20 protein-coding genes, 3 tRNA genes and 1 pseudogene are annotated in these 23352 nt (G+C 68.4%); 11 read left to right on the top strand and 13 right to left on the bottom strand.

The features are described 5' to 3' along the window. Positions 1-93: 93 nt before the first annotated feature. Positions 94-1401: an RNA polymerase sigma factor gene (locus ACZ5XS_RS23135; RefSeq protein WP_468654133.1), complete on the top strand. Its 1308-nt coding sequence runs from the start codon at positions 94-96 to the stop codon at positions 1399-1401. A 211-nt stretch (positions 1402-1612) separates the two neighbouring features. Here the strand turns inward: ACZ5XS_RS23135 and ACZ5XS_RS23130 are convergent, their stop codons facing one another. From ACZ5XS_RS23130 to ACZ5XS_RS23115, 4 genes are all read right to left on the bottom strand, one after another. Beyond that, positions 1613-3541 carry an ABC transporter ATP-binding protein gene (locus ACZ5XS_RS23130; RefSeq protein WP_468654131.1) on the bottom strand — a complete coding sequence of 643 codons (1929 nt, stop codon included), beginning with the start codon at positions 3539-3541 and terminating at the stop codon, positions 1613-1615. Then, on the bottom strand, positions 3541-5274 hold the full coding sequence (locus ACZ5XS_RS23125) for an ABC transporter ATP-binding protein (protein ID WP_468654129.1): 1734 nt from the start codon (positions 5272-5274) through the stop codon (positions 3541-3543). Before ACZ5XS_RS23125 ends, ACZ5XS_RS23130 begins: the two co-directional genes overlap by 1 nt. Positions 5275-5428: 154 nt before the next feature. Next, complete coding sequence (locus ACZ5XS_RS23120) at positions 5429-6883, bottom strand: FGGY family carbohydrate kinase (RefSeq protein ID WP_468654127.1); 1455 nt, start codon at positions 6881-6883, stop codon at positions 5429-5431. 87 nt (positions 6884-6970) lie between these two features. Then, the gene (locus ACZ5XS_RS23115; RefSeq protein ID WP_468654125.1) at positions 6971-7276 is read right to left on the bottom strand and encodes a YtxH domain-containing protein; all 306 of its coding nucleotides are present in this window, start codon (positions 7274-7276) and stop codon (positions 6971-6973) included. A 159-nt stretch (positions 7277-7435) separates the two neighbouring features. Between ACZ5XS_RS23115 and ACZ5XS_RS23110 the strand changes: the two genes are divergently transcribed. The 3 genes from ACZ5XS_RS23110 (at position 7436) to ACZ5XS_RS23100 (ending at position 7829) form a co-directional block, all read left to right on the top strand. Further along, a tRNA-Asn gene (locus ACZ5XS_RS23110) sits at positions 7436-7508 on the top strand. A gap of 6 nt (positions 7509-7514) precedes the next feature. Beyond that, positions 7515-7587 (top strand) — tRNA-Asn (locus ACZ5XS_RS23105). A gap of 168 nt (positions 7588-7755) precedes the next feature. Beyond that, positions 7756-7829 (top strand) — tRNA-Ile (locus ACZ5XS_RS23100). 785 nt (positions 7830-8614) lie between these two features. On the opposite strand, the pseudogene ACZ5XS_RS23095 reads toward ACZ5XS_RS23100, so the two are convergent. The 6 genes and pseudogenes from ACZ5XS_RS23095 to ACZ5XS_RS23070 all read right to left on the bottom strand — a co-directional run. Beyond that, positions 8615-9430: pseudogene (locus tag ACZ5XS_RS23095) on the bottom strand (IS982 family transposase); the annotation flags it as partial. A 15-nt stretch (positions 9431-9445) separates the two neighbouring features. Further along, complete coding sequence (locus ACZ5XS_RS23090) at positions 9446-9961, bottom strand: anthrone oxygenase family protein (protein WP_468654123.1); 516 nt, start codon at positions 9959-9961, stop codon at positions 9446-9448. 146 nt (positions 9962-10107) lie between these two features. Further along, positions 10108-10776, bottom strand: a complete 669-nt coding sequence (locus ACZ5XS_RS23085) for an NAD(P)-dependent oxidoreductase (RefSeq protein WP_468654122.1) — start codon at positions 10774-10776, stop codon at positions 10108-10110. Further along, positions 10773-11606 carry an NAD(P)H-binding protein gene (locus tag ACZ5XS_RS23080; RefSeq protein ID WP_468654120.1) on the bottom strand — a complete coding sequence of 278 codons (834 nt, stop codon included), beginning with the start codon at positions 11604-11606 and terminating at the stop codon, positions 10773-10775. Before ACZ5XS_RS23080 ends, ACZ5XS_RS23085 begins: the two co-directional genes overlap by 4 nt. A 155-nt stretch (positions 11607-11761) precedes the next feature. After that, positions 11762-12682 (bottom strand): RNA polymerase sigma-70 factor, encoded by a 921-nt coding sequence (locus ACZ5XS_RS23075; protein WP_468654118.1) that lies wholly within the window; start codon positions 12680-12682, stop codon positions 11762-11764. A gap of 180 nt (positions 12683-12862) precedes the next feature. Beyond that, positions 12863-13336, bottom strand: a complete 474-nt coding sequence (locus tag ACZ5XS_RS23070) for a carboxymuconolactone decarboxylase family protein (protein ID WP_468654116.1) — start codon at positions 13334-13336, stop codon at positions 12863-12865. A gap of 171 nt (positions 13337-13507) precedes the next feature. Between ACZ5XS_RS23070 and ACZ5XS_RS23065 the strand changes: the two genes are divergently transcribed. Both ACZ5XS_RS23065 and ACZ5XS_RS23060 read left to right on the top strand, forming a co-directional pair. Beyond that, the gene (locus tag ACZ5XS_RS23065; RefSeq protein ID WP_468654337.1) at positions 13508-13891 is read left to right on the top strand and encodes a DoxX family protein; all 384 of its coding nucleotides are present in this window, start codon (positions 13508-13510) and stop codon (positions 13889-13891) included. Positions 13892-14068: 177 nt separating this feature from the next. Then, on the top strand, positions 14069-14530 hold the full coding sequence (locus ACZ5XS_RS23060) for a LysR substrate-binding domain-containing protein (RefSeq protein WP_468654114.1): 462 nt from the start codon (positions 14069-14071) through the stop codon (positions 14528-14530). 87 nt (positions 14531-14617) lie between these two features. Here ACZ5XS_RS23060 and ACZ5XS_RS23055 read toward each other — a convergent pair whose 3' ends face one another. Continuing rightward, the gene (locus tag ACZ5XS_RS23055; protein ID WP_468654112.1) at positions 14618-15088 is read right to left on the bottom strand and encodes an Lrp/AsnC family transcriptional regulator; all 471 of its coding nucleotides are present in this window, start codon (positions 15086-15088) and stop codon (positions 14618-14620) included. A gap of 95 nt (positions 15089-15183) precedes the next feature. Here ACZ5XS_RS23055 and ACZ5XS_RS23050 point away from each other — a divergent pair, with 95 nt between their 5' ends. Both ACZ5XS_RS23050 and ACZ5XS_RS23045 read left to right on the top strand, forming a co-directional pair. Further along, positions 15184-16059 carry a TIGR03619 family F420-dependent LLM class oxidoreductase gene (locus ACZ5XS_RS23050; RefSeq protein WP_468654110.1) on the top strand — a complete coding sequence of 292 codons (876 nt, stop codon included), beginning with the start codon at positions 15184-15186 and terminating at the stop codon, positions 16057-16059. Continuing rightward, positions 16056-16484 (top strand): nucleoside deaminase, encoded by a 429-nt coding sequence (locus tag ACZ5XS_RS23045; RefSeq protein WP_393462749.1) that lies wholly within the window; start codon positions 16056-16058, stop codon positions 16482-16484. The genes ACZ5XS_RS23050 and ACZ5XS_RS23045 overlap by 4 nt, the downstream gene beginning before the upstream one ends. A gap of 141 nt (positions 16485-16625) precedes the next feature. On the opposite strand, the gene ACZ5XS_RS23040 is transcribed toward ACZ5XS_RS23045, so the two are convergent. Continuing rightward, positions 16626-17273 carry a class I SAM-dependent methyltransferase gene (locus ACZ5XS_RS23040; RefSeq protein WP_468654108.1) on the bottom strand — a complete coding sequence of 216 codons (648 nt, stop codon included), beginning with the start codon at positions 17271-17273 and terminating at the stop codon, positions 16626-16628. Between the two features lie 2319 nt (positions 17274-19592). Continuing rightward, the gene (locus tag ACZ5XS_RS23035; protein WP_468654106.1) at positions 19593-20288 is read right to left on the bottom strand and encodes a tectonin domain-containing protein; all 696 of its coding nucleotides are present in this window, start codon (positions 20286-20288) and stop codon (positions 19593-19595) included. Positions 20289-21118: 830 nt separating this feature from the next. Between ACZ5XS_RS23035 and ACZ5XS_RS23030 the strand changes: the two genes are divergently transcribed. The 3 genes from ACZ5XS_RS23030 to ACZ5XS_RS23020 all read left to right on the top strand — a co-directional run bounded on the left by ACZ5XS_RS23030 (position 21119) and on the right by ACZ5XS_RS23020 (position 22970). Continuing rightward, positions 21119-21544 (top strand): hypothetical protein, encoded by a 426-nt coding sequence (locus ACZ5XS_RS23030; protein WP_468654104.1) that lies wholly within the window; start codon positions 21119-21121, stop codon positions 21542-21544. 204 nt (positions 21545-21748) lie between these two features. Beyond that, on the top strand, positions 21749-22330 hold the full coding sequence (locus ACZ5XS_RS23025) for a hypothetical protein (protein WP_468654102.1): 582 nt from the start codon (positions 21749-21751) through the stop codon (positions 22328-22330). 58 nt (positions 22331-22388) lie between these two features. Beyond that, positions 22389-22970: a hypothetical protein gene (locus tag ACZ5XS_RS23020; protein ID WP_468654101.1), complete on the top strand. Its 582-nt coding sequence runs from the start codon at positions 22389-22391 to the stop codon at positions 22968-22970. The last annotated feature ends 382 nt before the right edge of the window (positions 22971-23352 follow it).

Here is a 23352-nt window from a genome sequence, read left to right as displayed (position 1 = left end):
CGTCACCCGTAACCACCCGGTCACGGACCGGACGCAAAAAGTCCCCGCACGCCCCTCGTGGCGGCGATGTGTCGTACTCCACACTGGGTTCCGGTGCCTGAGTCCTCGGAGCGCGGCCGATCCGTCCCCAACGGGTCCCACACCCCCGCGGTTCCGCTCATCGCGTACGGGACGGACAGCGGCGAGGCCGCCGACTCCGCTCCCGAAGTAGCGCTGCCGCACACCTCAGCAGCGATCATCCTGGAGGTCGCCCCCGTGCAGACCCAGACCCTCACCCAGACCGAGATCGGTACGGACGGCACGGAACCGGACGCGGAGACCGAGGTCCTCCTCGCGGTTCCGCCGCAGAACCGTGCCGCGCACCACCCCGAGGCGGACCCCGAAGCCCCGTCGGCCGACGCGCTGGAGAGCGCCGAGGCCCCCGAACCCGTCGAGGTCAACGAACCCGTCGAGGTTCCCGAGCCGCGCCGGGGCCGCGCCGACACGGGCGCCCCCTCCTCGGACCTGTTCCGCCAGTACCTGCGGGAGATCGGCCGCATCCCGCTGCTCACCGCGGCCGAGGAGGTCGAACTCGCCCGCCGGGTCGAGGCCGGCCTGTTCGCCGAGGAAAAGCTCGGCAACACCCCCGACCTTGACAGCGAGTTGGCCCTCGACCTGGACAAGCTGGTCGTGATGGGCCGCATGGCCAAGCGTCGTCTGATCGAGGCGAACCTGCGGCTCGTGGTCTCCGTCGCCAAGCGGTACGTCGGCCGCGGACTGACCATGCTCGACCTGGTCCAAGAGGGAAACCTCGGCCTGATCCGCGCCGTCGAGAAGTTCGACTACGCCCGCGGCTACAAGTTCTCCACGTACGCCACCTGGTGGATCCGCCAGGCCATGTCCCGCGCCCTCGCCGACCAGGCCCGCACGATCCGAGTGCCCGTCCACGTCGTCGAGTTGATCAACCGGGTCGTCCGCGTCCAGCGCCGCATGCTCCAGGAACGCGGCTACGAACCGACCCCGGAAGAGGTCGCCGACCACCTGGACCTGGCGCCGGAACGCGTCAGCGAGGTGCTGCGCCTGGCCCAGGAACCCGTCTCCCTGCACGCCCCCGTGGGGGAGGAGGACGACGTGGCCCTCGGCGACCTGATCGAGGACGGCGACGCCGCCAGCCCGGTCGAGTCGGCGGCGTTCCTGCTGCTCAGGGAGCACCTGGAGGCGGTCCTGTCGACGCTGGGGGAGCGGGAGCGGAAGGTCGTACAACTCCGCTACGGCCTGGCCGACGGCCGCCCGCGCACCCTGGAGGAGATAGGCCGCATCTTCGGCGTGACCCGGGAGAGGATCCGCCAGATCGAGTCGAAGACCCTCAACAAACTCCGCGACCACGCCTTCGCGGACCAGCTGAGGGGCTACCTGGACTGACCCAGCAGCTTCTTCGCCCCCGCCGCCCCTTCCCGTCCCGTCCCGTCCCGTCCTTCCGGGGCTCCGCCCCAGACCCCGCTCCTCAAACGCCGGAGGGGCTGATTTTTCAGCCCCTCCGGCGTTTGAGGACGAGGCCCTTCGGGCCGAAGCGGGGGTCTGGGGGCGGCAGCCCTCAGGGACGGGACGGGAAGGGGCGGCGGGGGCGAAAAGGCTAGTCCACCTCGGCCACCGCCTGCGCGAACTGCGCCTGGTACAGCCGCGCATACGCCCCGTCGGCCGCCAGCAGGTCGCCGTGCGCGCCCTGTTCCACGATCGACCCGTTCTCCATCACCAGGATCGTGTCCGCGTCCCGGATCGTCGACAGCCGGTGCGCGATGACGAACGACGTACGCCCGTGCGCGAGCTTGGCCATCGCCTTCTGGATCAGCACCTCGGTGCGCGTGTCCACGGAACTCGTCGCCTCGTCGAGGACCAGGATCACCGGGTCCGACAGGAACGCCCGCGCGATGGTGACGAGCTGCTTCTCACCCGCGCTGACCCCGCTGCCCTCGTCGTCGATCACGGTGTCGTACCCGTCGGGCAGCGTCCGCACGAACCGGTCCGCGTGGGCGGCGCGCGCCGCCTCCTCGATCTCCCCGCGCGTGACCTCGCGCGCGGCGCCATACGCGATGTTCTCGGCGATCGTCCCGCCGAACAGCCAGGTGTCCTGCAGCACCATGCCGATACCGGCGCGCAGGTCGTCCCGGGACATCCGGGCGATGTCGACGCCGTCGAGGGTGATCCGCCCGCCGGACACCTCGTAGAACCGCATGAGGAGGTTGACCAGGGTGGTCTTGCCGGCTCCCGTGGGGCCGACGATGGCGACCGTGTGGCCCGGATCCACCGTCAGGGAGAGATCCTCGATCAGCGGCCTCTCCGGGTCGTACCGGAACGACACGTGCTCCAGCGCCACCCGCCCGCGCAGCTCCTCCGGCTTCACACCCGGCACCGGGTCCGCCTCCTGTTCCTCGGCGTCCAGGAGCTCGAAGATCCGCTCGGCCGAGGCCACACCCGACTGCACCAGGTTCGCCATCGACGCGACCTGGGTCAGCGGCATCGAGAACTGCCGCGAGTACTGGATGAAGGCCTGCACGTCACCGATGGACAGCGCGCCGGAGGCGACCCGCAGCCCGCCGACGACCGCGACCAGCACATAGTTCAGGTTCGACACGAACATCATCAGCGGCTGCATGACCCCGCTGTTGAACTGCGCCTTGAACCCGGCCTCGTACAGGGCGTCGTTCTGCTCGGCGAACTGCTTCGCCGAGTCCTCCTGACGGCCGAACACCTTGACCAGGTTGTGCCCGGTGTACATCTCCTCGACGTGCGCGTTCAGCTTGCCGGTGGAGCGCCACTGCTGCACGAAGTGCGGCTGCGACCGCTTGCCGACACGCGTGGCGACGACGAACGACAGGGGCACGGTGACGAGCGCGACCAGCGCCAGCAGCCAGGACACCCAGAACATCATCACGAGCACGCCGATGATGGTGAGCACCGAGTTGATCAGCTGGCCCATCGACTGCTGCAGGGTCTGCCCGATGTTGTCGATGTCGTTGGTGGCCCGGGACAGCACCTCGCCGCGCTGCCGCTTGTCGAAGTACGACAGCGGCAGCCGCGACAGCTTCGTCTGCACGTCCTCGCGCATCCGGTACATGGTCCGGTTGACCGCCCGGTTCACCAGCCGGGTGGCCACCAGCATCAGCGCGCCGGCCACCACGAACACGGCGAGCGCGAGCAGCAGCACCTCCCCGACGGCACCGAAGTCGATGCCCTTGCCCGGGGTGAAGTCGGTGCTGCGGAGCATGTCGGCGACGGAGCCCTCGCCCCGCTCGCGCATGGCCTCGAGAGCCTCCGCCTTGGTCTGACCGGCCGGCATCTGCCGCCCGACGATCCCCGCGAAGACCAGGTCGGTGGCCTGGCCGAGGATCTTCGGCCCCACGACCGACAGCGCGACGCTCACCGTCACGCAGAACAGCAGCGCGTAGATGGTCAGCCGCTCGGGCCTGAAGTGGGTGAGGAGCCGTTTGCCCGATCCCTTGAAGTCCATCGAACGGTGGTCGGGACCGGTCCCGGCCATCATCCGTCCCGCAGGCCCGGCCATCAGGCAGCCTCCGCTTCCGTGAGCTGGGAGAGCACGATCTCCCGGTAGGTCTCGTTGTCCGCCATCAGCTCGTGATGCCTGCCGGTGCCGACCACCCGGCCCTCGTCGAGGACGACGATCCGGTCGGCGTCCCGGATGGTCGACACCCGCTGGGCGACGATCACGACGGTCGCCTCGGCGGTCTCGTCGGCCAGCGCCGCGCGCAGGGCGGCGTCGGTCGCGTAGTCGAGCGCGGAGAAGGAGTCGTCGAAGAGGTAGATCTCCGGACGCTGCACCAGCGTGCGGGCGATCGCGAGCCGCTGCCGCTGACCGCCCGACACGTTCGTGCCGCCCTGCGCGATCGGCGCGTCGAGCCCGCCCTCCAGCCCCTTCACGAAACTCTTGGCCTGCGCCACCTCGAGCGCGTGCCACAGCTCCTCGTCACTCGCGTCGGGATTGCCGTAGCGCAGATTGGTGGCGACGGTGCCCGCGAACAGGTACGGCCGCTGCGGCACCATGCCGACGGTCTTCGCCAGCAGCACCGGGTCGATGGCCGCCACGTCGACACCGTCGACGAGGACCTCGCCGTCGGTCGCGTCGAACAGCCGCGGCACCAGCCCGAGCAGCGTCGACTTGCCGCTGCCGGTCGAACCGATCACGGCGGTCGTCTCGCCGGGCCGGGCCACCAGGTCGATCGACTTCAGCACCGGCTCCTCGGCCCCCGGGTAGCGGAAGCCCGCCCGGCGGATCTCCAGATGACCGTGCCGGCGCAGCTCGAGCACCGGGGCCGTCGGCGGCACCACACTCGAAGAGGTGCCCAGGACCTCCTCGATGCGCTCGGCGCACACCTCGGCGCGCGGCACCATCATGAACATGAAGGTGGCCATCATCACGGACATCACGATCTGCATCAGATAGGCGAGGAACGCGGTCAGATCACCGATCTGCATCTCCCCGCCGTCGATGCGGTGCGCGCCGAACCAGACCACCGCGATCGACGACAGGTTCACCACCGTCATGACCATGGGGAACATCAGCGCGAGCAGGTTGCCGGCGCCCAGGGCGGTGTCGGTCAGATCGGCGTTGGCCTTCCTGAACCGCTGCTCCTCGTACTCGTCCCGGACGAAGGCGCGGATCACGCGGTTGCCGGTGATCTGCTCGCGCAGCACCCGGTTCACCGTGTCCAGCTTCACCTGCATGGAACGGAACAGCGGGCGCAGGGCACGCACGATCAGCGTCACGCAGATCCCCATCACCGGCACGACCGCGATCAGCACCCCGGACAGCGGCACGTCGAGGCCGAGCGCCAGCACGATGCCGCCCACACACATGATCGGCGCCGACACCATCAGGGTGAACGTCATCAGGGCCAGCATCTGGACCTGCTGGACGTCATTGGTCGTCCGGGTGATCAGCGAGGGCGCGCCGAACTGGCCGACCTCGCGCGCCGAGAAGGACTGCACCCGGTCGAAGACGGCGGCCCGAAGGTCCCGGCCGAGCGCCGACGCGGTCTTCGCGCCGTAGTACACCGCGCCCACGTTGCACACGACCTGCACGAGCGAGATGCCGATCATCAGCGCGCCGAACGAGAGGATGTAGCCGGTGTCGCCCTTCACGACGCCGCTGTCGATGATGTCCGCGTTGAGCGTGGGCAGGTAGAGGGTGGCGCAGGTCTGCAGGAACTGCAGCAGCACCAGAAGGGTGATGGGTCTCTTGTAGGGCCTGAGATAGGTCCGCAGGAGTCGTATGAGCACGCTTGGTCTCTCGGAGTCGGCGGTGGGGGCGGGGTTTGGTTGCCCCTGGCCCCTATCGTCGGACACTCCACCCCTGTTACCTCAACCGATTAAGCCGACAGCATTGCTTCCCGCGGCCTTCCGGGCCCGGCTCATACCGGAGTCTTATGTTCCGCTAGGACCGGAACGCCCCCGGATGCGTCTGCTCCCGCACCGACACGAACTGCTGCCGTACGGCCTGCCCCACCGCCAGATCCTCGCCGGGCTCCAGCACCTGCGCCGCCGCTCCCTGCCAGGCCGGCGGGTTGCGCGGGTCGAGGTTCCCCTGCGACACACCGAGCGCCCAGGCGGCCTGCCGGGCCGCGCCGATCGCCGCGTAGTCCGCCGGCTGCGGTACGACGACCTGCGCGCCGAACAGCGCGGGCGCCGCGGCCTGCACGGCGGGCAGCTCGGCCGCCGCCCCCAGCAGGAAGACGCGCCGCACCTCCACACCCCGGCCGCGCATCACGTCGAGCGCGTCCGCGAGCCCGCACAGCATGCCCTCGAACGCGGCCCGTGCCAGATGCTCCGGCTTCATCGACTCACGCCTGAGGCCCGCCAGCGTCCCGGCGGTGTGCGGCAGACTCGGCGTCCGCTCACCCTCCAGATAGGGCAGCAGCACCAGCCCGTGCGCCCCCGGCGTCGACTTCATCGCCAGGTCGGACAGGCTCTCCAGATCGGCGAGCCCCAGCATCTCGGCGGCCCCGCGCAGGGTCCGTACGGCGTTCAGCGTGGTCACGACCGGCAGGTGCATGCCCGTGGCGTCCGCCAAGGACGTGATCATCCCGCTCTGGTCGACGAGCGCCTCGGGGTGCACGGCCATCACGGAACCGGAGGCCCCGAGCGACACCACCGCATCACCCAGACTCAGCCCCAGCCCGAAGGCGGCGGACATCGTCTCGCCGGTACCGGCGGAGATCAGCAGCCCCTCCGGAGTCGTACCGGCCGCGTCGGAGGGCCCGATCACCTCGGGCAGCATGACCTGGTGTCCGAGCGCCAGCTCGACCAGATCGGCCCGGTAGGCGCCGGTGGCGGCAGACCAGTACCCGGTCCCGGAAGCCCCACCGCGATCGGTGGTCCGTCTCACCGGCCGCCCGAGCAGCTGCCACACCAGCCAGTCGTGGGCCTGCAGCAGGACGGCCGTGCGCTGGGCGGCCTCGGGTTCGGTCTTGGCGAGCCAGCGCAGCTTGGCGACCGGCTGCGCGGCCTGCGGCACACAGCCCACGGCCTGCGCCCACGCCTCACGCCCGCCGAGCGCGTCGACCAGATCGGCCGCCGCGACCTGCGCCCGCCGGTCCCCGCCGACCATCGCCGGCCGCACCGTGTTGCCCTGGGAGTCCAGCGGCACCACCGCGTTCTGCTGCGCGGACACGCCGATGGCCTGCACGCCCTCCAGCAGCCCGCCACCGGCGGCCTCACCGAGGGACAGCAGCCAGGCCTGCGGATCGACGTCGGAAGGCCGCGCCCCGCCGTCGGCGTTCTCCACCGGATGCGGCGCGTAGCCCTGCCTCAGCACGGCGCCCGTGTCCGTGTCGCAGACGACGATACGAGTGAATTCGGGCGAACTGTCCAACCCGGCGACTATCCCCATGGCCAAAATTCTGCCGTACCGCAGGGGGTGAACGTGTCGGCTCGGGGGCCCCTGTCCGTCGAAGGGCCCCCGGTACGCCCCGGACCACTAGGTATTGCTGGTACCCCAGTCGTCCCCGGCGGCCCCGTTCGTGTGGTGATCGCGCAGTGACCGCACCCGCTGGGCCACCGAGTCGGGCACCCGGTCACCCACCTTCTCGCTCACCACGTGGTACGCCTTGCCCGCGTACTGGCGGCCCTGCTGCGCCGCCGTCTCCGCGGTGTTGCGGACGGCAGGGTTCTGCGCGACCTGGCGGGCGGACTTCTTCAGCTGCTCGTAGCGCTCGCGTCCGGCCTTCGTGCCCAGCACGTAACCCAGAGCGAGTCCGACGACGAACGTGAGCCGGTAGCGCATGACAGCCACCCTTCCCTCGTGTTGGTCTCCGGCGCGGCATCGATGCCAGAGGGGAACCGATTGGCGGAGCACCCCCCTGCTTGCGCTAATGTATGTGTCGCAGCGACCGCCCGCCCCCTGGCGAATACCCAGGGAGCAACGTTCGATGCAGCGAGGCAATCCTCCGTAGCTCAATTGGCAGAGCAGCCGGCTGTTAACCGGCAGGTTACTGGTTCGAGTCCAGTCGGGGGAGCTTCGATCTTCCGTAGCTCAATTGGCAGAGCAGCCGGCTGTTAACCGGCAGGTTACTGGTTCGAGTCCAGTCGGGAGAGCAAGGTGAACGAGGGCCCCGTAGGGGTCCTTTTTCATGTCCGTGGGAACCGGGCTCAGCGCGCCGCAGTCCTCCAGGGCAGGCGAAGTCGACCATCCGAAGCAGGAGATCGTATGAGCGGCTATGCTGCGGCAGACGGCGCGCACACGTGTACGCGACACGCCGCTATGGGGCGGTAGCTCAGCCGGTTAGAGCAGCGGACTCATAATCCGTCGGCCGTGGGTTCGAGTCCCACCCGCCCCACCTGCGCAGGCTTGTGACCTGCGGAAACGTTCATTTTCTCCTGTCGGATCGTCAACTTCGCCTGAACGGACTGAATCCGCTGCTCGTGAGTTCGGCCTCGTGGCTGGCGTTGGTGTTCGGACGGCTCTGACCAGCAATGATGTTCCATTCTGTTGGCGGTGAACCCGCCGCACATGGCTCCTGTGGCTGGGCGGGTGCTTGATTCGGGACGCTCGCAGGACGCAGGGAAACGGACGGGGCTGTTCCGCCAGCCGTGTAGTCGACGTGCGTCATGGGTGGGAAGGGAAATCGGCACAGTGAGGCGGCAGGAGGCTGGGCCTGCGCGGTTGGATCACAGAGCCGCTACTGAGGTCGGCCGGAGCTGCGGGAAACGGCCCGTACTGGAAACGGCCCAGGGGCTTTTTGATGAGTCGCGTGACGAGGCTCTGAGACGTGGCCACGAGGTATGACGAGCCAGTGGGCGGCTACGAGATGGTCCGACCGGCCTCAGCGTTGCGGGCCGGGATCGTTCGTCCTCCCCGCGCCCCCTGGGTGCCAGGAACTGCCCCAAGAGGAAACGGTCCCGGACGGTCCCGGTCCACTCGTGGGTGCCCCGTGGTTCATGCCGGCAGGATGTCGGGGCGGTCGAGGACGGCTTGTCCAGCCCAACTGCTCGGGTTGCGGACCGCCGGTAGCTGAGTGTGTTCCGATGCTCAATCACTGTCGGTGTGTGACAGCCGGGCCGGCGGCTTCGGCGAACGCACTCAGATAGATCATCTGCGCTCGGGTCCGTGACCCAGGTGATCGCGGGCTATCACGCCGCCCGGTGTACGGCCTCGGTGCTGTTCGAGGTCGAGCTGGCCCTCGAAGGTCTCGTTGACCGACTCGATGACCTGCCGCAACGGCTTGAACAGCGGCGCCGGGCCGTTCCGGCTCGCCCTTGCGGGCCGGCCGAACCAGCTGGATGTCCTGCCCGGCCAGCTCGTGCTCAAAGCCCCGGCCGAAGTAGTTCTTGTCGCCGATCAGCGTCTGTCCAGGCCGGGCGGCGGTCAGGCCCGGTTCGGCGGCGAGCAGGTCCAGCAGGGTCTCGCGCTCGTCGGCCTTGGCCCCGGTCAGGGCGAAAGCGACGGGCAGGCCCCGGAGGGTGCACACCAGGTGCAGGCGCAGGCCCCAGAAGAAGCGGATGCGGCTGGCGCAGTACCCGTACTCGGCCCATCCGGCCAGGTCGGAGCGTTTCACGGTCTCAAGGGAGCGTCGCACTCCACCGGCGTGGAGTCCACGATCCACACGTCGTCGCCCCACACGGAGGTGTCGGTGGCCAGTAGCCGGGTGACCCGACGCAGCAGCTCGGCGGCCTTGCGCAGCCGCTTGTTGTAGCCGAGCTACTTGGGCAGGTACGGGAAGAGATGCCGCAGGTGGGAGCGGGCGTGGCGGAGCCACCTGGCCTCGGAGGTGAGACCGAGCATGGCCTGCATCATCACGAGCGTGACCAGCTCGGCGTCGCTCAGCAGCGCGGTGATCCCCACCGTCGGCCGCCCCGTAGCGAGATGCGGTGAGTCCCTTGGCGGATCGTCGGTCTTCACATGGAGTGCGGTCGCGAGGGAGTCCAACTCTGCCTTCACACACTGACGTTGGACTCACTCGCCTAATGTGCGCAGCCGATCCCTCCGCGCCGAGGTGTTCGGCGAGTTTGAACGGCGTGTACGAGGCAGCGGCGCTGCAAGGGCGAGGACCGCGAAGGCGAGGACCGCGGCCCCCGTCCGGGCGGCGTGGGCGATCTGCCAGCGGTCCCGTACGTCGGTCCAGTTGGAGGGCGGGGACTGGGCGTTCCAGTGGAGCTGGTCGGAGTTGATGGGCAGGTTGACGATGAGCGTGAGGCCGAGGACGAGGACCAGGAGGGCGAGTGCGGCCACGGTCGGCCATCGGGTGTTGGTTCGGTAGGTCTGGTAGGCCAGTACCGCTGTGGCGATCAGCGACGGCAGGAGTGTGGCGACGGCGAGTTTGTCGAGGGAGTCGAGTTCGACCAGCCGGACCTGGGTGTAGACGGTGCTGTCGAAGCCGCGCAGCGAGAGTTCCAGGACGAGGACTGACGTGAGGAATCCGGCGAACAGTCCTGCGCATACGAGGCTGGTGAAGCGGGCGTACTTCGTCATGATCACGTTCTTTCGTGATGGGGGACCCGGGCGGCGAAGGGGCGGGCGGGACGGCCGAGGCATCTTCCTGACCTTGTTGGTTGCCGTCGCGGGTCGTCGCTCGCCTTCTCACCCGCCGCCCGGGGCATGTGCGTGGCTGGTATTGGTCAGTTCGCGATTCCGACGACCTGCTCGATGGTGTCCGGCTGGTTCACCATGGCGAGCATGTGGTGGGCGACGTCGGCGCGTGGCACGGACAACCCGCCCCGGATGTTGCGGTTCCACGCGGTCCGGTACGTGCCGGTCAGGGGCTTGTCGGTGAGTTTGGGCGGGCGCGACACCGTCCATTGCAGTCCGCTGTCGCGCAGGATCTGCTCGGTGACGGCGAGGTCGGCGTAGTGCCGGCCGAACATGGCCCGGGTCAACGGGACTCCCAGGTGGCGCATGAAGAAGCCGTCGCCGGGATCGTGCCTGGGTGGCGTCGGCCGGCCCGGCAGCGGCACCGGTCCGACGGGTGCGGCGCTGACGATGATGATCCGCCGGACGTGCTCGGCCTGCATCGCCGCGATGATCGCGCGGGTACCACGGGAGGTGATGCCCGCGTCCGCGCGCGGGTTTCGCGGGCCGAGCGCGGACAGTACGGCGTCGGCGCCGCCTACCGCCGCGGCGAGCGTGCGCATGTCGGGGCGGGTGAGGTCGACGGCGACCGTCCGGACGCCGCCCGGCAGTTCACGTGGGCGGCGGGCCACGGCGGTGACGTCATGCCCGCCGGATACCGCCTGCTCGACCAGGTGCCGTCCGATACCGCCGGTGGCGGCCACGATCGTGAGTTTCATCGGGGTCCTCCCGCGGTGAAGGCGGCACGGTGGTCGTGCGCCCAGGTGGCGTACGTGCGTGCCGGGCGGCCCAGCAGCCGCCGCACGGTGTCGGTGGTGGGCCCGGCTTCGCGGGCGTAGTCGGCCAGCGAGCCAAGCAGCCGGTCGGGTACCTCGTCGGGCAGGCCGGCGGCGAGCATGCTGCGGCGGATCTCGTCCGGTGCGGCCTCGCTGAAGGACAGCGTCCGGTCGAGCGCCGCGCCGAGCGCGGCGACCTTCTCCGGCTGGCTCAGCGACTGCTCTCCGGTGAGCAGGTACGTCTGACCGCGGTGCCGCGGGTGGGTCAGGGCGAGGGCGGCCACCGCGGCGATGTCACGCTCGTCGACGGTCGAGGTCCTCGCGTGCGGATAGGCCCCCCGCACGGCCCCGGTCGCCTGGATCTGCCCGGCCCAGGCCAGGGTGTTGGCGGCGAAATCGGCGCAGCGCAGGATCGTCCAGTCCAGGCCGCTCCCCCGGGCGATGTCCTCGACCGCGTGGAACTGCTTCCGGAAGCGTGCGTGCCCGGCCGGGTACTGCACGGTCACGGCGGACAATACGACCACTCTTGCCGCGCCCGTCTCGCGGGCGCGGGCCAACAGGTCGACAGCGGTGGAACCGGCGGCACGCGGGCTGAGCAGGATGGCCTCCACTCCGTCGAGGGTGGGAACCTTCGCGGGGTGGACGAGCTGTGTCCCCGCGGGGAATTCGGCGTGCGGGTCGCGGGTGACAGCGGCGACTTTAGCTCCCCCCTCGACCAGGAGGCGGACGGTTTCCCGGCCGACGACGCCGGTGGCCCCGGTGATCAGGATCATGACTGAACCCCCAGTGGGTGTGTCGATAATCGATCTTGCGCGGTGGATGAGCGCGGTTCATATCGCGGGAAGACGTCACGGACGAGCCGTGCGCCAGGATCATCGGCATGCGGCACTGAAACCTCCGGTCCTGCCCTGTCAGGCTGGTCGGGAGATCACTGGGTTTTACGGGTCTGCTTCACTTCCTGGTCGACGGCCCAGGCGTCGGCGACCGGGCCGAGGTGGCTGAGCTTGTCGGGGTTGATGACCGCGCGGATCGTCTGGATCTGCCCGTCGAATGTGTCGAGGGCGAGGATGTGGAGGATTTTGCCGTCGCGGTCGCGGAAAAGCGCGCCCGGCTGGCCGTTGACGTCGTACGGTTCGAACGTGATGTCGATTCGGGCCATGAGCGGGTAGACAGTGGCGAGCAGCCTGGCCACGTTCTCGGCGCCGGTGACGGCCCTGGCCAGCTGCGGTGCCTTGCCACCGCCGTCCCCGACGAGCTGGACGTCGGCAGACAGCAGATTCTGCAGTCCGTCCACGTCTCCCTGCGTCAGTGCCTCGAAGAACCGCCTCGCCAGCTCCTGCCGCTCCTGGCGGTCCGCTTCGAACCGGGGCCGTCCCTCGTGCATGTGGCGGCGTGCCCGTACGAGCAGCTGCCGGCACGCCGCCTCTGAGCGCCCCACCGCGGCGGCGATCTCGTCGAAGCCGAAGGCGAAGACCTCCCGCAGCACGAACACCGACCGCTCCAGCGGACTGAGCCGCTCCAGGAGCAGCAGCGCCGCCATCGACACCGAGTCGGCCAGCTCCGCCGCGCGGGCCGGGTCCTGGTACGGATCGTCCAGCAGCGGCTCGGGGAGCCACGGTCCGACGTACTCCTCCCGCCGCACCCGGGCGGAGCGCAGCACGTCGATCGCGATCCGGGTCACCGTGGCTGACAAGAATGCCTTGGCCGACACGGGCCGGGTGCTCGAGGCAGCGTAGCGGAGCCAGGTCTCCTGTACCGCGTCCTCCGCCTCGCCCACGCTGCCCAGAATCCGGTACGCGATCGAGAACAGCAGCGGCCGCAGCTCCTCGAACTCCTCGACCTTGCCCACGCCGACTCCCCCCTTTGCGGTCTGTGTGCCCGGCCGTACCCGCGCCGGCGAGGCATCCTTCGAAGATCATCCGATGTGTGAGCGGAGCAGACAACGCTCGTGCCGCGACCGCCCTGCCCGCCTTGACCACGGCGTCCTGGCCCCGGCAGGCCTGACCCGGGCCAGGGGTGCGGTGGCGGTTCAGTGGAACTGGCCGACCTGGTAATCGCCGGCCGGCTGCTGGGTGATGATGTTCAGCCGGTTCACCGTGTTCATGAACGAGACCAGCAGCACGAGAGCCGTGAGCTGCTCCTCGTCATAGTGCTGGGCGGCACGCGCCCACACGTCGTCGCTGACCCCGGTAGCCGCGTCCGCGACCCTGGTCCCCTGCTCCGCCAGCTCCAGCGCGGCGCGCTCGGCCGCGGTGAAGACCGTCGCTTCCCGCCAGGCCGCGATCAGGTTCAGCCGCACCGCGCTCTCGCCGGCCGCGGCGGCTTCCTTGGTGTGCATGTCGATGCAGACCGCGCAGCCGTTGATCTGGCTCACGCGCAGCGCCACCAACTCCTGCGTCGTAGCCGACAGCGGCGATTCCTTCAGCTCCCGGCCGACCGACATGAAGTACTTGAGCGCCTTGCCGGCGGCCGGGTTGGCGAAGTAGTTCAATCGCGCGTCCATCGTGTGCTCCTCCACGTTCGTCGATGCCTTCACCCCCAAGACGAGAGGGCCCTCACTCCTGTGACACGGCACGGTGTGACCCACGTCTCTCCACTGTCTGGGTTCGGGCATGTCACAGGCCGAGTCGCTGCCTCGTCTCGGGTGCGGAAGTCCTCGATCAGGGAGTTGATGATGAACGTCGCGCTGTGGATCATCGCTGGAGTGCTCGCCGCTGTCTGCCTGGTGGGCAGCTCCAAGATGTTCGTGCCGCAGGAGAAGCTGGCCGCGATGGGCTCCTCTGCGCAGTGGGTCCTGGAGTTCAGCCCCGGGACTCTCAAGGCCATCGGCGCCGTCGAGCTGCTGGCTGCGGTCGGCCTGATTCTGCCCGCGGTGCTCGACATCGCGCCGGTGCTGGTGCCGCTGGCCGCCACCGGACTTGTTCTGCTGTTCGCCTGCGCGGTCACCATGCGTCTGCGCCGTGGCGAGAAGGCCACGATCGCCGGCGACCTGATCTACCTCGCCCTGGCTGCCTTCGTCGCATGGGGCCGTTTCGGCCCCGAGTCCTTCACCGGCTGACCACCGGCGCATATCAGTCGAGCGCCGAAGTGCCGGGCACACTCCAGGTCGTACCGATACACCTACCAGCCAACGGAGTTGGCTACGACGTCACTCTCTTCAGCAATGAACACCCGCCTACTACAACAGCTTCGTCGCTATTGAACTTGCGCCGCGCCGCACAAAGAACACAGCCGCGTGCTGTGGCTTCCGGTAGCCGAACCGGACCTCAGGGTCGGCCCGACCGTGCTGACCGGAGGCCGCGTGCTCGCCGTGGCGGCAGACCATCCGCTGGCCGAGCGCGGCACCGCGTCACTGGAGGACCTCGGCGACAACCATGTCGTCGACTTCGGCCCCGGCGCCCCCGAGTACTGGGTCACGACCATGGTCCCCACGCGTACGCCGCTCGGCCGCCGTATCCCGCGCGGGCCCGCCGCGCGGACCTTCCACGAGATTCTCTCCCTGGTCGCCTCCGGACAGTGTGTCCACCCGCTGGGCGAGATCGCCGCCCGCTACAACAGTCCCCCCGGCATCGTCTTCCTCCCCGTTCGCGACGCCCCCACCATCCACTACGCCCTCACGTGGCGATCCACCGCCGACGGCCCCTCCCTCCGCGCACTGGCCCAGACCGCCGCCGACCTCGGTCCCATCTCCCTGTGACAGCGGATGACGGGCAGTTGATGGTCGCCGCTGCTGGACGCCAGGCCGGGCCCCGGCGATGGAGTGGCGTCCGCGCCACGCCAGCGCCTACCTGACGGTGTTCACCCGAGGCACCCCCGGGCCGCGCAGCGGGAGCGTCCGGCTGAGGACGAGGTTGGTTGTGGTGCTGCCGAACTCGGCCAGCTCGTCGACGATCTCCTCCAAGTGGGCCATCGACGTGGCCGCCACCTTCATGACGTAGCAGTCGTCTCCGGTGGTGCGCAGGCACTCCAGGATCTCCGGGCGCTCCTCCAGCAGCCGGCGCAGCGGCTGGTGCCGGGTTCCCGGCCCCGGGTACTTGAGCCGGACCACCGCCATCACCGGGTAACCGGTCCGCTCCGGGTTCACCACCGCGCGGTACCCGGTGATCACCTCGGCCTCCTCGAGCCGGCGCACCCGCTCCTTGGTCGCCGACGCACTCAGGTTCACCCGCCGTGCCAGCTCGGTGAACGGAATCCGGCCGTCCCGTTGGACTTCTGTCAGGATCGCCCAGTCCGTCACGTCGAGACTCTCGGTCATACGCCCATTCTACCGGCGGATCCACGGCCGAACCGCCTCTGAACAGGCGGGAATCCCTTCTGGCGACCCATACGCCCTGCCTAGGGTTGGGCCCTATGAAGATCGGAGTGAACGTCCTCAATTTCGGCCCGGGCACCGACCCCGGAGTGTTGCGAAGCTGGGCCCAGACCGTGGAGGGCCTGGGCTTCGACCTACTGATGATCTCGGACCACATCGCCATTACGCCGGATGTCGCCGAGCGCTATCCGGCACCCTTCTACGAGCCCATCACCACCTTGTCCTGGCTGGCTGGCCTCACCACCCGTATCCAGCTCGGCACGACGGTCCTCATCGCTCCCTACCGGCACCCGCTGCTCACCGCCCGGATGGCGGCCAATCTGAATGAGCTGAGCGGCGGCCGGCTGGTCCTCGGCGTGGGAGTGGGCTGGGCGCGGCAGGAGTTCACCGTCCTCGGCATTCCGTTCTCACAGCGCGGACAGCTGACCGACAGCCACCTGCGGGACATCCGGGCCGCTTGGAAGGACACCGCCTCATACGGAGACCGCCGGATCCCGGTGTGGGTCGGCGGCAACAGCGACGCGGGGCTGCGCCGGGCCGTACGACTCGCAGACGCATGGCATCCGCTGCACCCCACCGTGCCGTGGCTGCGCGAAGCCGCAGGCAGGCTGCAGACGTACGCGGACGAGCAACACTTGCCCGTGCCCGCCCTGGCTCCCCGCATCGCCCTGCGGCTCACCAAGGAACCGGTCGACGGAGCGGGACGGCTCGCCGGTGAGGGCACCATCGACCAGATCATGGACGACCTCGACCAACTGCGGCTGCTGGGTGCCAAGTCCGTCGTCCTCGACACCTACCAGGGCGACCCCCACGCGACATGTCACCCGCAGGCGGCCTGGCAGGCACTCGCCACCATGGCCGCGCACCTTCTCCCGCCCAGCACTCCACCCCGCACCACGATGGAGCAGTCATGACCACACCCGACGACCACACTCTCCTCCGACAGGCCATCTCACTCGCGGCCAAGGCACGCGCGAGCGGCAACCCGCCCTTTGGATCTCTGTTGGCAGGACCGGACGGGACGATCCTGGCCGAGGAGCACAACACCACCCTCACCGACAACGACGTCACTGCACACCCGGAACTCAAATTGGCGAGGTGGGCCGCAAGTGAACTCGACGCGCAGACGGCGGCAGGCACCACGATGTACACCAGCTGCCAGCCGTGCGGGATGTGCGAGACCGTCATCCAATGGGCGGGGCTGCGGCGAGTGGTGTTCGCCCTGTCCAACGAACAGCTCCTGGACATCAGGCCGGGCAGCAGCCGACCGCCCGTGCCGCAGGACGGCCCCGCGCTGCTCGGCGAGGTACGGGCTGCGGTCGAGCCCTACTATCGCTGACCGCCGGGCCCGGGGCGGAGCCCGCCACCAGCGGAACGCACCTGGATACGCTCGTCCCTCCAAAGGAGCCACACCCAAAGTAGACCACCGCGACGCGAAGCCCCGAGCGGTCCTGGCGCAAGCCAAGCCCCGGGGCCACTTTCAGGACGCGGCGGACGCAGGCGGCGGTTGTGCGACGCCGACGATGAAGTTTCCCCGGGACCGGACATCTGCCGACCAGCCCAGCGCGGCGAGTTCGCCGGTGAGTGTTCCCGGGTCATGGAAGATTTTCTCGATGCGGTACTCGCGGCCGTCGTCGAGCCGGCGCAGTTTCGCGGCCACCTCTTTCCGCGCTGCCTCGGCGGGGCCTTCGTCAATAAAGACCGCTTTGCCGTGCGGTGCGAGTGCGGCACCAACGGTGTCCCAGAAGGCGCTCAGCCGGGACAACGGGACGTGGGAGAGGAAGAAGGCGAAGAACACGGCGTCGAAGCGGTGCGGCGGCTGCCACTTGAACACATCGGCCTGGGCGAACCGGACGTTGGGGAAGCCGGCCCTCTCCTGGGCGATCTCCAGCACCTCGGGCGAGGCATCGACAGCGGTCAGTGAGCGCGCCCGCGCGGCCAACACCCGAGTCCACTGACCCGTTCCGCAGGCAAGCTCCAGTACATCTCCGGTGATCGGAAGGCCGTCGACCGCAGCCAGTAGCTCCCGCAGGTCCTCACGCTCGGAATAGACCCGGTCGTACTCGGACGCGCGGGCCCGGTAGTAGGCAATCTGCTCCGCCACAAGGGCTTCGTCATCGATTGTCATGACCTCGACCCTAGCCGTTCCCTCCCGCCTTCGGCCTGCTCTGAAGCCGAAGCGGTTCACAAGTGGTCCCAGAACAAGACAATCCCCGGGGCCACTTGAAGGCGTTGCGACGACACGGGATCTTCACTAAATGGGGCCGCTCGAAGCCAACATGCCGGGTCCGCTGAACAACGTCAGAGCCAAGAGGTGAACCGCGTCTCGTGATCTAGTACGGCAGCAAGTCAGCGTGCTCTCTGCGCGAGCGGAGGTGAACCGCTCAGCATGGTCCTCATGGGTCCATGCACCCTGCTCTCCGCGTGAGCGGAGGTGAACCGTACCTCGGCGCCCACGGGCTCATCTCGGACGACTGCTCTCTGCGTAAGCTGAGATGAATGGATGGCCCGCGAGGTCACAGTCAAGATCAGCGGCTGCTTTCCGCGCAAGGGGAGATGAACCCGAGTACGCGGCCACGTCCTCGGCCGTACTGCTGTGCGCTCCGCGCAAGCGGAGGTGAACCGTGATGATGGCCTTCGGGATCCCGCACGACTAGGTGCTCTCCGTGCAAGCGGAGGTGAACCGCAGGACGAGGTCGCTGGCTTCGAGTGGACGATGTGCTCTCCGCGTAAGCGGAGGTGAACCGGGCGTCGCCATCGCCAACGCGCTGCTGCCCAAGTGCTCTCCGCGCAAGCGGAGGTGAACCGTCCGCGAACCTGTCCGACCTCCCGAACCCGGCGGAGGTGATCCAGTGCCCGGCCAGTTCGGCAGCATGTTCGTGAAGCCGTTGCCGGGCCAGTTGATGTGCTCTCTGCGTAAGCGGAGGTGAACCGCTGGTGGCGGAGACAGCCGTCGAGCAGATCGCGTGCTCCCCGCGCAAGTGAAGGTGAACCGTGTCCCGGTGAAGTCGCGGCCCGCCGGTGCTCTCTGCGTAAGCGGAGGTGAACCGGTCCCCGTGACGACTGGCGGTATGCCAGCCTCGTGCTCTCTGCGCAAGCGGAGGTGAACCGCTTACGGTGGACATCGCGGACTGGCGGGCGAAGTGCTCTCTGTGCAAGCGGAGGTGAACCGACGTAGAACCGCGGGACCGGAAGAGCCTTGCACTGCTCTCCGCGCGAGCGGAGGTGAACCGCACGCGTCGATAGGTGTTGCCTCGCTCCGTCCCTGCTCTCCGCGCGAGCGGAGGTGAACCGACGTACACGCCGCCCTGGTCGGGGTCGCGGTGCACAAGCGGAGGTGAACCGGCGGTAGAGGATCTTCCCGCGTGGGCCGAAGTCTGCTCTCAGCGCGAGCGGAGGTGAATTGCGCGGAGGCAACTCTTCCGTGAGCTGGCAGGAGAGCTCGCTGCCGAGAGCGACCTCCCAGCAGCGCGGTGTGCCCCTGAAGAACGGTCAGCCTGAAGGCTGGCTATGCTCTGTTCAGACGTCTTGGCCAACGACACCGGTCATAGAGGCTCCGCCCCGACTGCCGGGGTGGAGCCTTCGCGCGTTGGAAGGGAAATCCGCTGCGGGCGAGTTCGAGGCGCACTCCCGAGCTGGGGCGATCGTCTCGGAAGCTGGTTGGGCTTGTCCTTCCAGGACGCGTTCTGGACGCAGGTTGGACATAAGGATTGGAAAAGACCGACAAGGGCCGAGAAGGACTGAGGCGCCAAACCGCGTCTGAGCTGGGAAAACGGCCAAGATGAGCATTGATCGGCAAGGGTCGCCAAGATCCTCAAAGGACTCATAATCCGTCGGCCGTGGGTTCGAGTCCCACCCGCCCCACCTGTGCAGGCTTCTGACCTGCGGAAACGTTCCTCGTGTGGTGCCGGAGCGCCAACTTCGACTGAACGGACCGAATCCGCTGCTCGCGAGTTGGGAATCTCGTGGGTCTCGTGCTGTTCAGAAGTGCCTTGATGGCTCTGACCTGCGACGGAACAGGCAATCGAGGCCGTGGTCGGCCTCCGGGGCGGCTGTCTTGGGGCTGGAAGTCAAGGTCCAGGGACCAGACAGGGACCAAGACGGCGCCGACACACTGCGTCGCGTGTGTGGGATCCAGGATCGGGGCGCTTCTCATCCGCGGCTGTGGGCCGTCGTCCGTGATGTATCCGGTCGGGCGCCGCGCGCACCGCATGTAGCCGTGGCGCCGTCGAGCGCACGGGAAACGGCCCGAACAGAAGACGGCCCCTCAGGCATCACTCGACGGCTGTCGGGAGCAGGCATAGGTGACGTCTTCGAGGCTCAACTCGTCGAGTCGGTCGCCGAGGGAGGCGAGGCGGTTCTGCAGGCCTGCGGTCGAGGGGCAGGAGGGCGAAAGGGGCCCGGCCATACTGGCCCGAGCCCCCGTCGTGCTGTGTGACGGATGACGTCAGGGCTGGTCGCCGGTGTAGCGGTAGATCGCGCCCGCGGAGTCGACGCAGTACACGGTGCCGTCGGCGGCCGCGCCGATGTCGACCGCGCTGCCGGGGATACCGACCCACGGGTTCGCGTCGTGACCGGTGTACCGGTAGATCTGGTTGGAGCCGTTCACGCCCCAGACGTTGGTCCTGGACCCGGCCGAGATCCGGGTCAGGCCACCTGAGACGCTGACCCAGTCGGTAGAGCCCTGGTCCCCCGTGTAGCGGAAGATGGCGCCCGCGGAGTCGACGCGGTACACGGTGCCGTCGGCGGCCGCGCCGATGTCGACCGCGCTGCCGGGGATACCGACCCACGGGTTCGCGTCATGGCCGGTGTACCGGTAGATCTGTCCGTTGGCGTTCACGCCCCAGACGTTGGTCCTGGACCCGGCCGAGATCCGGGTCAGGCCACCCGAGACGTTGACCCAGTTCACGGAACCCTGGTCGCCGGTGTAGCGATAGATGCCACCTGCGGAGTTGACGTGCCACACCGTGCCGTCGGCGGCCGCGCCGATGTCGACCGCGCTGCCGGGGATACCGACCCACGGGTTCGCGTCATGGCCGGTGTACCGGTAGATCTGACCGCTGCTGTTCACCCCCCATACGTGCGTCCTGGATCCGACGGAGATCGTCGAGAGCCCACCGGAGATCTTCTTCCAATCAGCCATGCACGTGCCTTTCAGTTCGAGGTTGTGCTCGGTACTTGGTCCGCAACGAGAACAACAAAACAGACACGCAGACTGATAGGCCGAGCAAATTATCTGGAAAGTGATGTTTGCAGCTCCCCCGTGCCATGACGCAGGGGTCCATGCGCTCCCGCGCGAGTTACTCAAGGCCGGAAACGCGGTAGCCCACAAGAGAAGCAGTCGGTCACTTGGTTGACACCCATGACCGATCAGAGAGAAAGGGATTAGCTGCTGCCTTCGGTGCCCTGACGGTGATGGAAACTCTGACCGGCGTGGCCTTCACCTGGTGACCTGGCAGGAGAGACAAAGTTGAGGTCCGGCTTCTGTCTGACTGTGCGGGCCGACATCCCTCTTCGGGCTCGTACCTGCCGAGCAGCAGCGTTTGGGGAGCGGTCGGGGCCCAGAGGAGACGAGGCGGAACCGCTGCAGTGCGTCGCGGTTGCCCGGCCCGCGGTGCGTATGAGCTGAGGCGGGGGCCGATATGCCTCGCCCATGACGGCAGGGCCGACGTCAATACGGGGGCGTGGTTGTTCATTCCCGTGGGTGACGGAAGGGGTGGTGGCAGGGCCGTATTCCCGCCGTTGTGGAGCGCCCCAAGCGGTGAATGCCTGTATGGAGAAGGGTTTCTGCGTGCGGGAGGCCCTTGGCGCAGGGCCGGAAGGACGTATAAACCCGTAAGGCCGAATTGGCCTGCATGTTGTTGGGTCGCCTACCGCAACCTCTGTGCTGCCGCTCTCATAGGGCCGGTGTCGGCGGCATGAACACCCGGCACGGACAGTGTGTATCCCGGCGCGGCAAAGGAAGTGAATGGCATGACGACTCCAGCGAATTACCGACAGGGCTCGACGTGGCTCCAGACCACCCCGGTCGACTTCAACCACACCCTCTCCGGCGCCGACCGCGCCGATGAGCGGATCTCCGAGGTCGAGGAACTCAAGATCCCTCACCCCGGAGTGTGGGAGATCTCCTACCACGCCCGCTCGTACACCGGCGGGGCGGGTGAACTCGTGCGCACCGCACTGTTCAAGAACGGCCGGCTCATCACCGGCACGGAAGCCCTGACCGGCGGGAACGCGGTCATGCAGACCACCGCCGGGCAGACGATCCTGGAGAAGTTCGACGTCAATGACGTCATCACGCTCCACGCGTACCGCATCGGTGGCGGCAACACCGCCGTCATCAGCAACGGCGACGGACGTACGGGAGTCATGGCGCACTGGGTGAGCCCCGGGTTCTAGGCCACTCCTTTCGGGCGGCCAGCCGGACAGCGCGGCAGGAACAAGGAGGGGGATCGGGGGATGGCGCTCGTCATCGAACGTCGGTGTGAGATCTCGACCCACCGGTCTGGACGGAAGCAGGGGCTGCGCGCCGCAGCAGGGCGGGGCTCTGTGCAAGGACTGTCCGGGTCTGAGACAGACATCGGCGAACAAGGGGCATACCGGATGGCGAACGAGATCAAGTACGGCGATCAGATCCACTTGCAGAACGGGTACAACGGCTGGCAGGGCGGCTACCTCGACACCCTCAACAGCCACACCTCGACAGGCCTCAAGCACCACGTGGCCACTGCTGCCTCCCCCACCCGTGACACGACGGGCACGGGCACCTGGGAGATCATCTCCGCTTCCGGCAAGGCCGCAGGCCAGCCGGTCCTGAGCGGGGACCTGGTCCACCTGCGCAACCTCTACGCCGGCGACGGTGGTTATCTCGACACCGCTGACCACGCCACCAGCGTTCAGAAGAGCGTCGGCGGCAAGTACGACGTAGCCACAGCTGACTCCAAGGACCGCACCCCTGGCAGCGGCCGGTGGCGGATCTTCGCCCAGAACTCCACACCCAGCGACCAGAACGTCCGGGAGGGGGACGTGGTCCTTCTGTGGAACACCTACGACGACAACGGCGGCTTCCTGGAGACTAACCAGAACGCCGGGGGCGGTACGCAGGGCGGCAAGCTCGACGTCTGCACCAACGCCTACTTCAACCGCGGGGGCAACGTCGCCGACTGGAAGATCCATCAGGCGTAACCCACTTGCGAACTCCCTCTCCTCGGCACGAGGAACCGTCACGATCAAGGGGACTGTCATGGCAGGCGAGCTCCAGTACGGCGACAAGGTCCACATCCAGAACGGCTACGACAGCTGGCAGGGCGGGTATCTCGACGCCAACACGGGCAGCAGCGCGGGCCCCACTGCCGTGTACCAGGTGGCAACGGCCGCGACGAGCAACCGCAGTAGCGGCTCCGGCACGTGGCAGATCGATTCCGTGTCCGGGAAGCAGACCGGCGCTTCGGTCCTGAGCGGGGACATCATCCACCTGCGCAACCTCTTTGGCGCCGGCAGCTACCTGGACGTCAGCGGCGGCGCCGCGGCCGCCCAGACGCAGGCAGCGATCTACGACGTCTCCACCAACAGCAGCAACGACCGGGTGGGCGCGAGCACCGCAAGCTGGCGGATCCTGGCCAAGACCTCCAACCCCCTCGACCGGGCCGTGCGGGAAAACGACATCGTCCTGCTGTGGAGCCTCTACGACGTCGGCGGCTTCCTGGAGACCAACGGCGGCGGGCCGATGCCCACCGAAGCCCTGATCGACGTGTGCACCAGCGCCTACTGGGACCGGTCGAATGCCAACTGCGGCTTCTGGCGTCTGACCAAGGCACAGGTGTAACCCTCAGCGGACGATGGGCTCAACACCCGCGAACGAGGCACACGGGCTGAACCGATCGTCGGCATGGGGCCCGGACCAGGCGTCCGGGCCCCATGCCGACGGCGAGGCAGTCGAAGGTCGCCTGCCGGCACCGGACCAGGCAGGTGTCTGGCTCGCCGTGTAGCAGCCCGGTGGAGGTACGGGGGCCAGGCGATGTCCGCCTGGCCCCGAGCCCGCCCGAGCCTTCCTCGTCGTCCGCTGCGGCGCACTGTGCGCTGGAAGGGGAATCCGCTGCGCCGAGGTTCGACCATGTCGGCTGAGCCGGAGCGACGTCCGGGATTCCCTGTCGGGAAGACCTTCAAGCAGCGGTAGGGACCACGGAGGGACCGCAAGGACAGGAGTC

It is taken from the genome of Streptomyces sp. NPDC033131, from assembly GCF_055578365.1.
This window is presented reverse-complemented; position numbering and strand designations above follow the sequence as displayed.

Excerpts from the sequence above, each read along its gene's own strand:
- ACZ5XS_RS23120 (WP_468654127.1), bottom strand. The coding sequence starts at position 6,883 with ATGGGGATAGTCGCCGGGTTGGACAGTTCGCCCGAATTCACTCGTATC.
- ACZ5XS_RS23055 (WP_468654112.1), bottom strand. The coding sequence starts at position 15,088 with ATGACCGAGAGTCTCGACGTGACGGACTGGGCGATCCTGACAGAAGTC.
- ACZ5XS_RS23115 (WP_468654125.1), bottom strand. The coding sequence starts at position 7,276 with ATGCGCTACCGGCTCACGTTCGTCGTCGGACTCGCTCTGGGTTACGTG.
- ACZ5XS_RS23090 (WP_468654123.1), bottom strand. The coding sequence starts at position 9,961 with ATGACGAAGTACGCCCGCTTCACCAGCCTCGTATGCGCAGGACTGTTC.
- ACZ5XS_RS23085 (WP_468654122.1), bottom strand. The coding sequence starts at position 10,776 with ATGAAACTCACGATCGTGGCCGCCACCGGCGGTATCGGACGGCACCTG.
- ACZ5XS_RS23065 (WP_468654337.1), top strand. The coding sequence starts at position 13,508 with ATGAACGTCGCGCTGTGGATCATCGCTGGAGTGCTCGCCGCTGTCTGC.
- ACZ5XS_RS23020 (WP_468654101.1), top strand. The coding sequence starts at position 22,389 with ATGGCAGGCGAGCTCCAGTACGGCGACAAGGTCCACATCCAGAACGGC.
- ACZ5XS_RS23070 (WP_468654116.1), bottom strand. The coding sequence starts at position 13,336 with ATGGACGCGCGATTGAACTACTTCGCCAACCCGGCCGCCGGCAAGGCG.
- ACZ5XS_RS23130 (WP_468654131.1), bottom strand. The coding sequence starts at position 3,541 with ATGGCCGGGCCTGCGGGACGGATGATGGCCGGGACCGGTCCCGACCAC.
- ACZ5XS_RS23030 (WP_468654104.1), top strand. The coding sequence starts at position 21,119 with ATGACGACTCCAGCGAATTACCGACAGGGCTCGACGTGGCTCCAGACC.
- ACZ5XS_RS23080 (WP_468654120.1), bottom strand. The coding sequence starts at position 11,606 with ATGATCCTGATCACCGGGGCCACCGGCGTCGTCGGCCGGGAAACCGTC.
- ACZ5XS_RS23045 (WP_393462749.1), top strand. The coding sequence starts at position 16,056 with ATGACCACACCCGACGACCACACTCTCCTCCGACAGGCCATCTCACTC.
- ACZ5XS_RS23050 (WP_468654110.1), top strand. The coding sequence starts at position 15,184 with ATGAAGATCGGAGTGAACGTCCTCAATTTCGGCCCGGGCACCGACCCC.
- ACZ5XS_RS23040 (WP_468654108.1), bottom strand. The coding sequence starts at position 17,273 with ATGACAATCGATGACGAAGCCCTTGTGGCGGAGCAGATTGCCTACTAC.
- ACZ5XS_RS23025 (WP_468654102.1), top strand. The coding sequence starts at position 21,749 with ATGGCGAACGAGATCAAGTACGGCGATCAGATCCACTTGCAGAACGGG.
- ACZ5XS_RS23035 (WP_468654106.1), bottom strand. The coding sequence starts at position 20,288 with ATGGCTGATTGGAAGAAGATCTCCGGTGGGCTCTCGACGATCTCCGTC.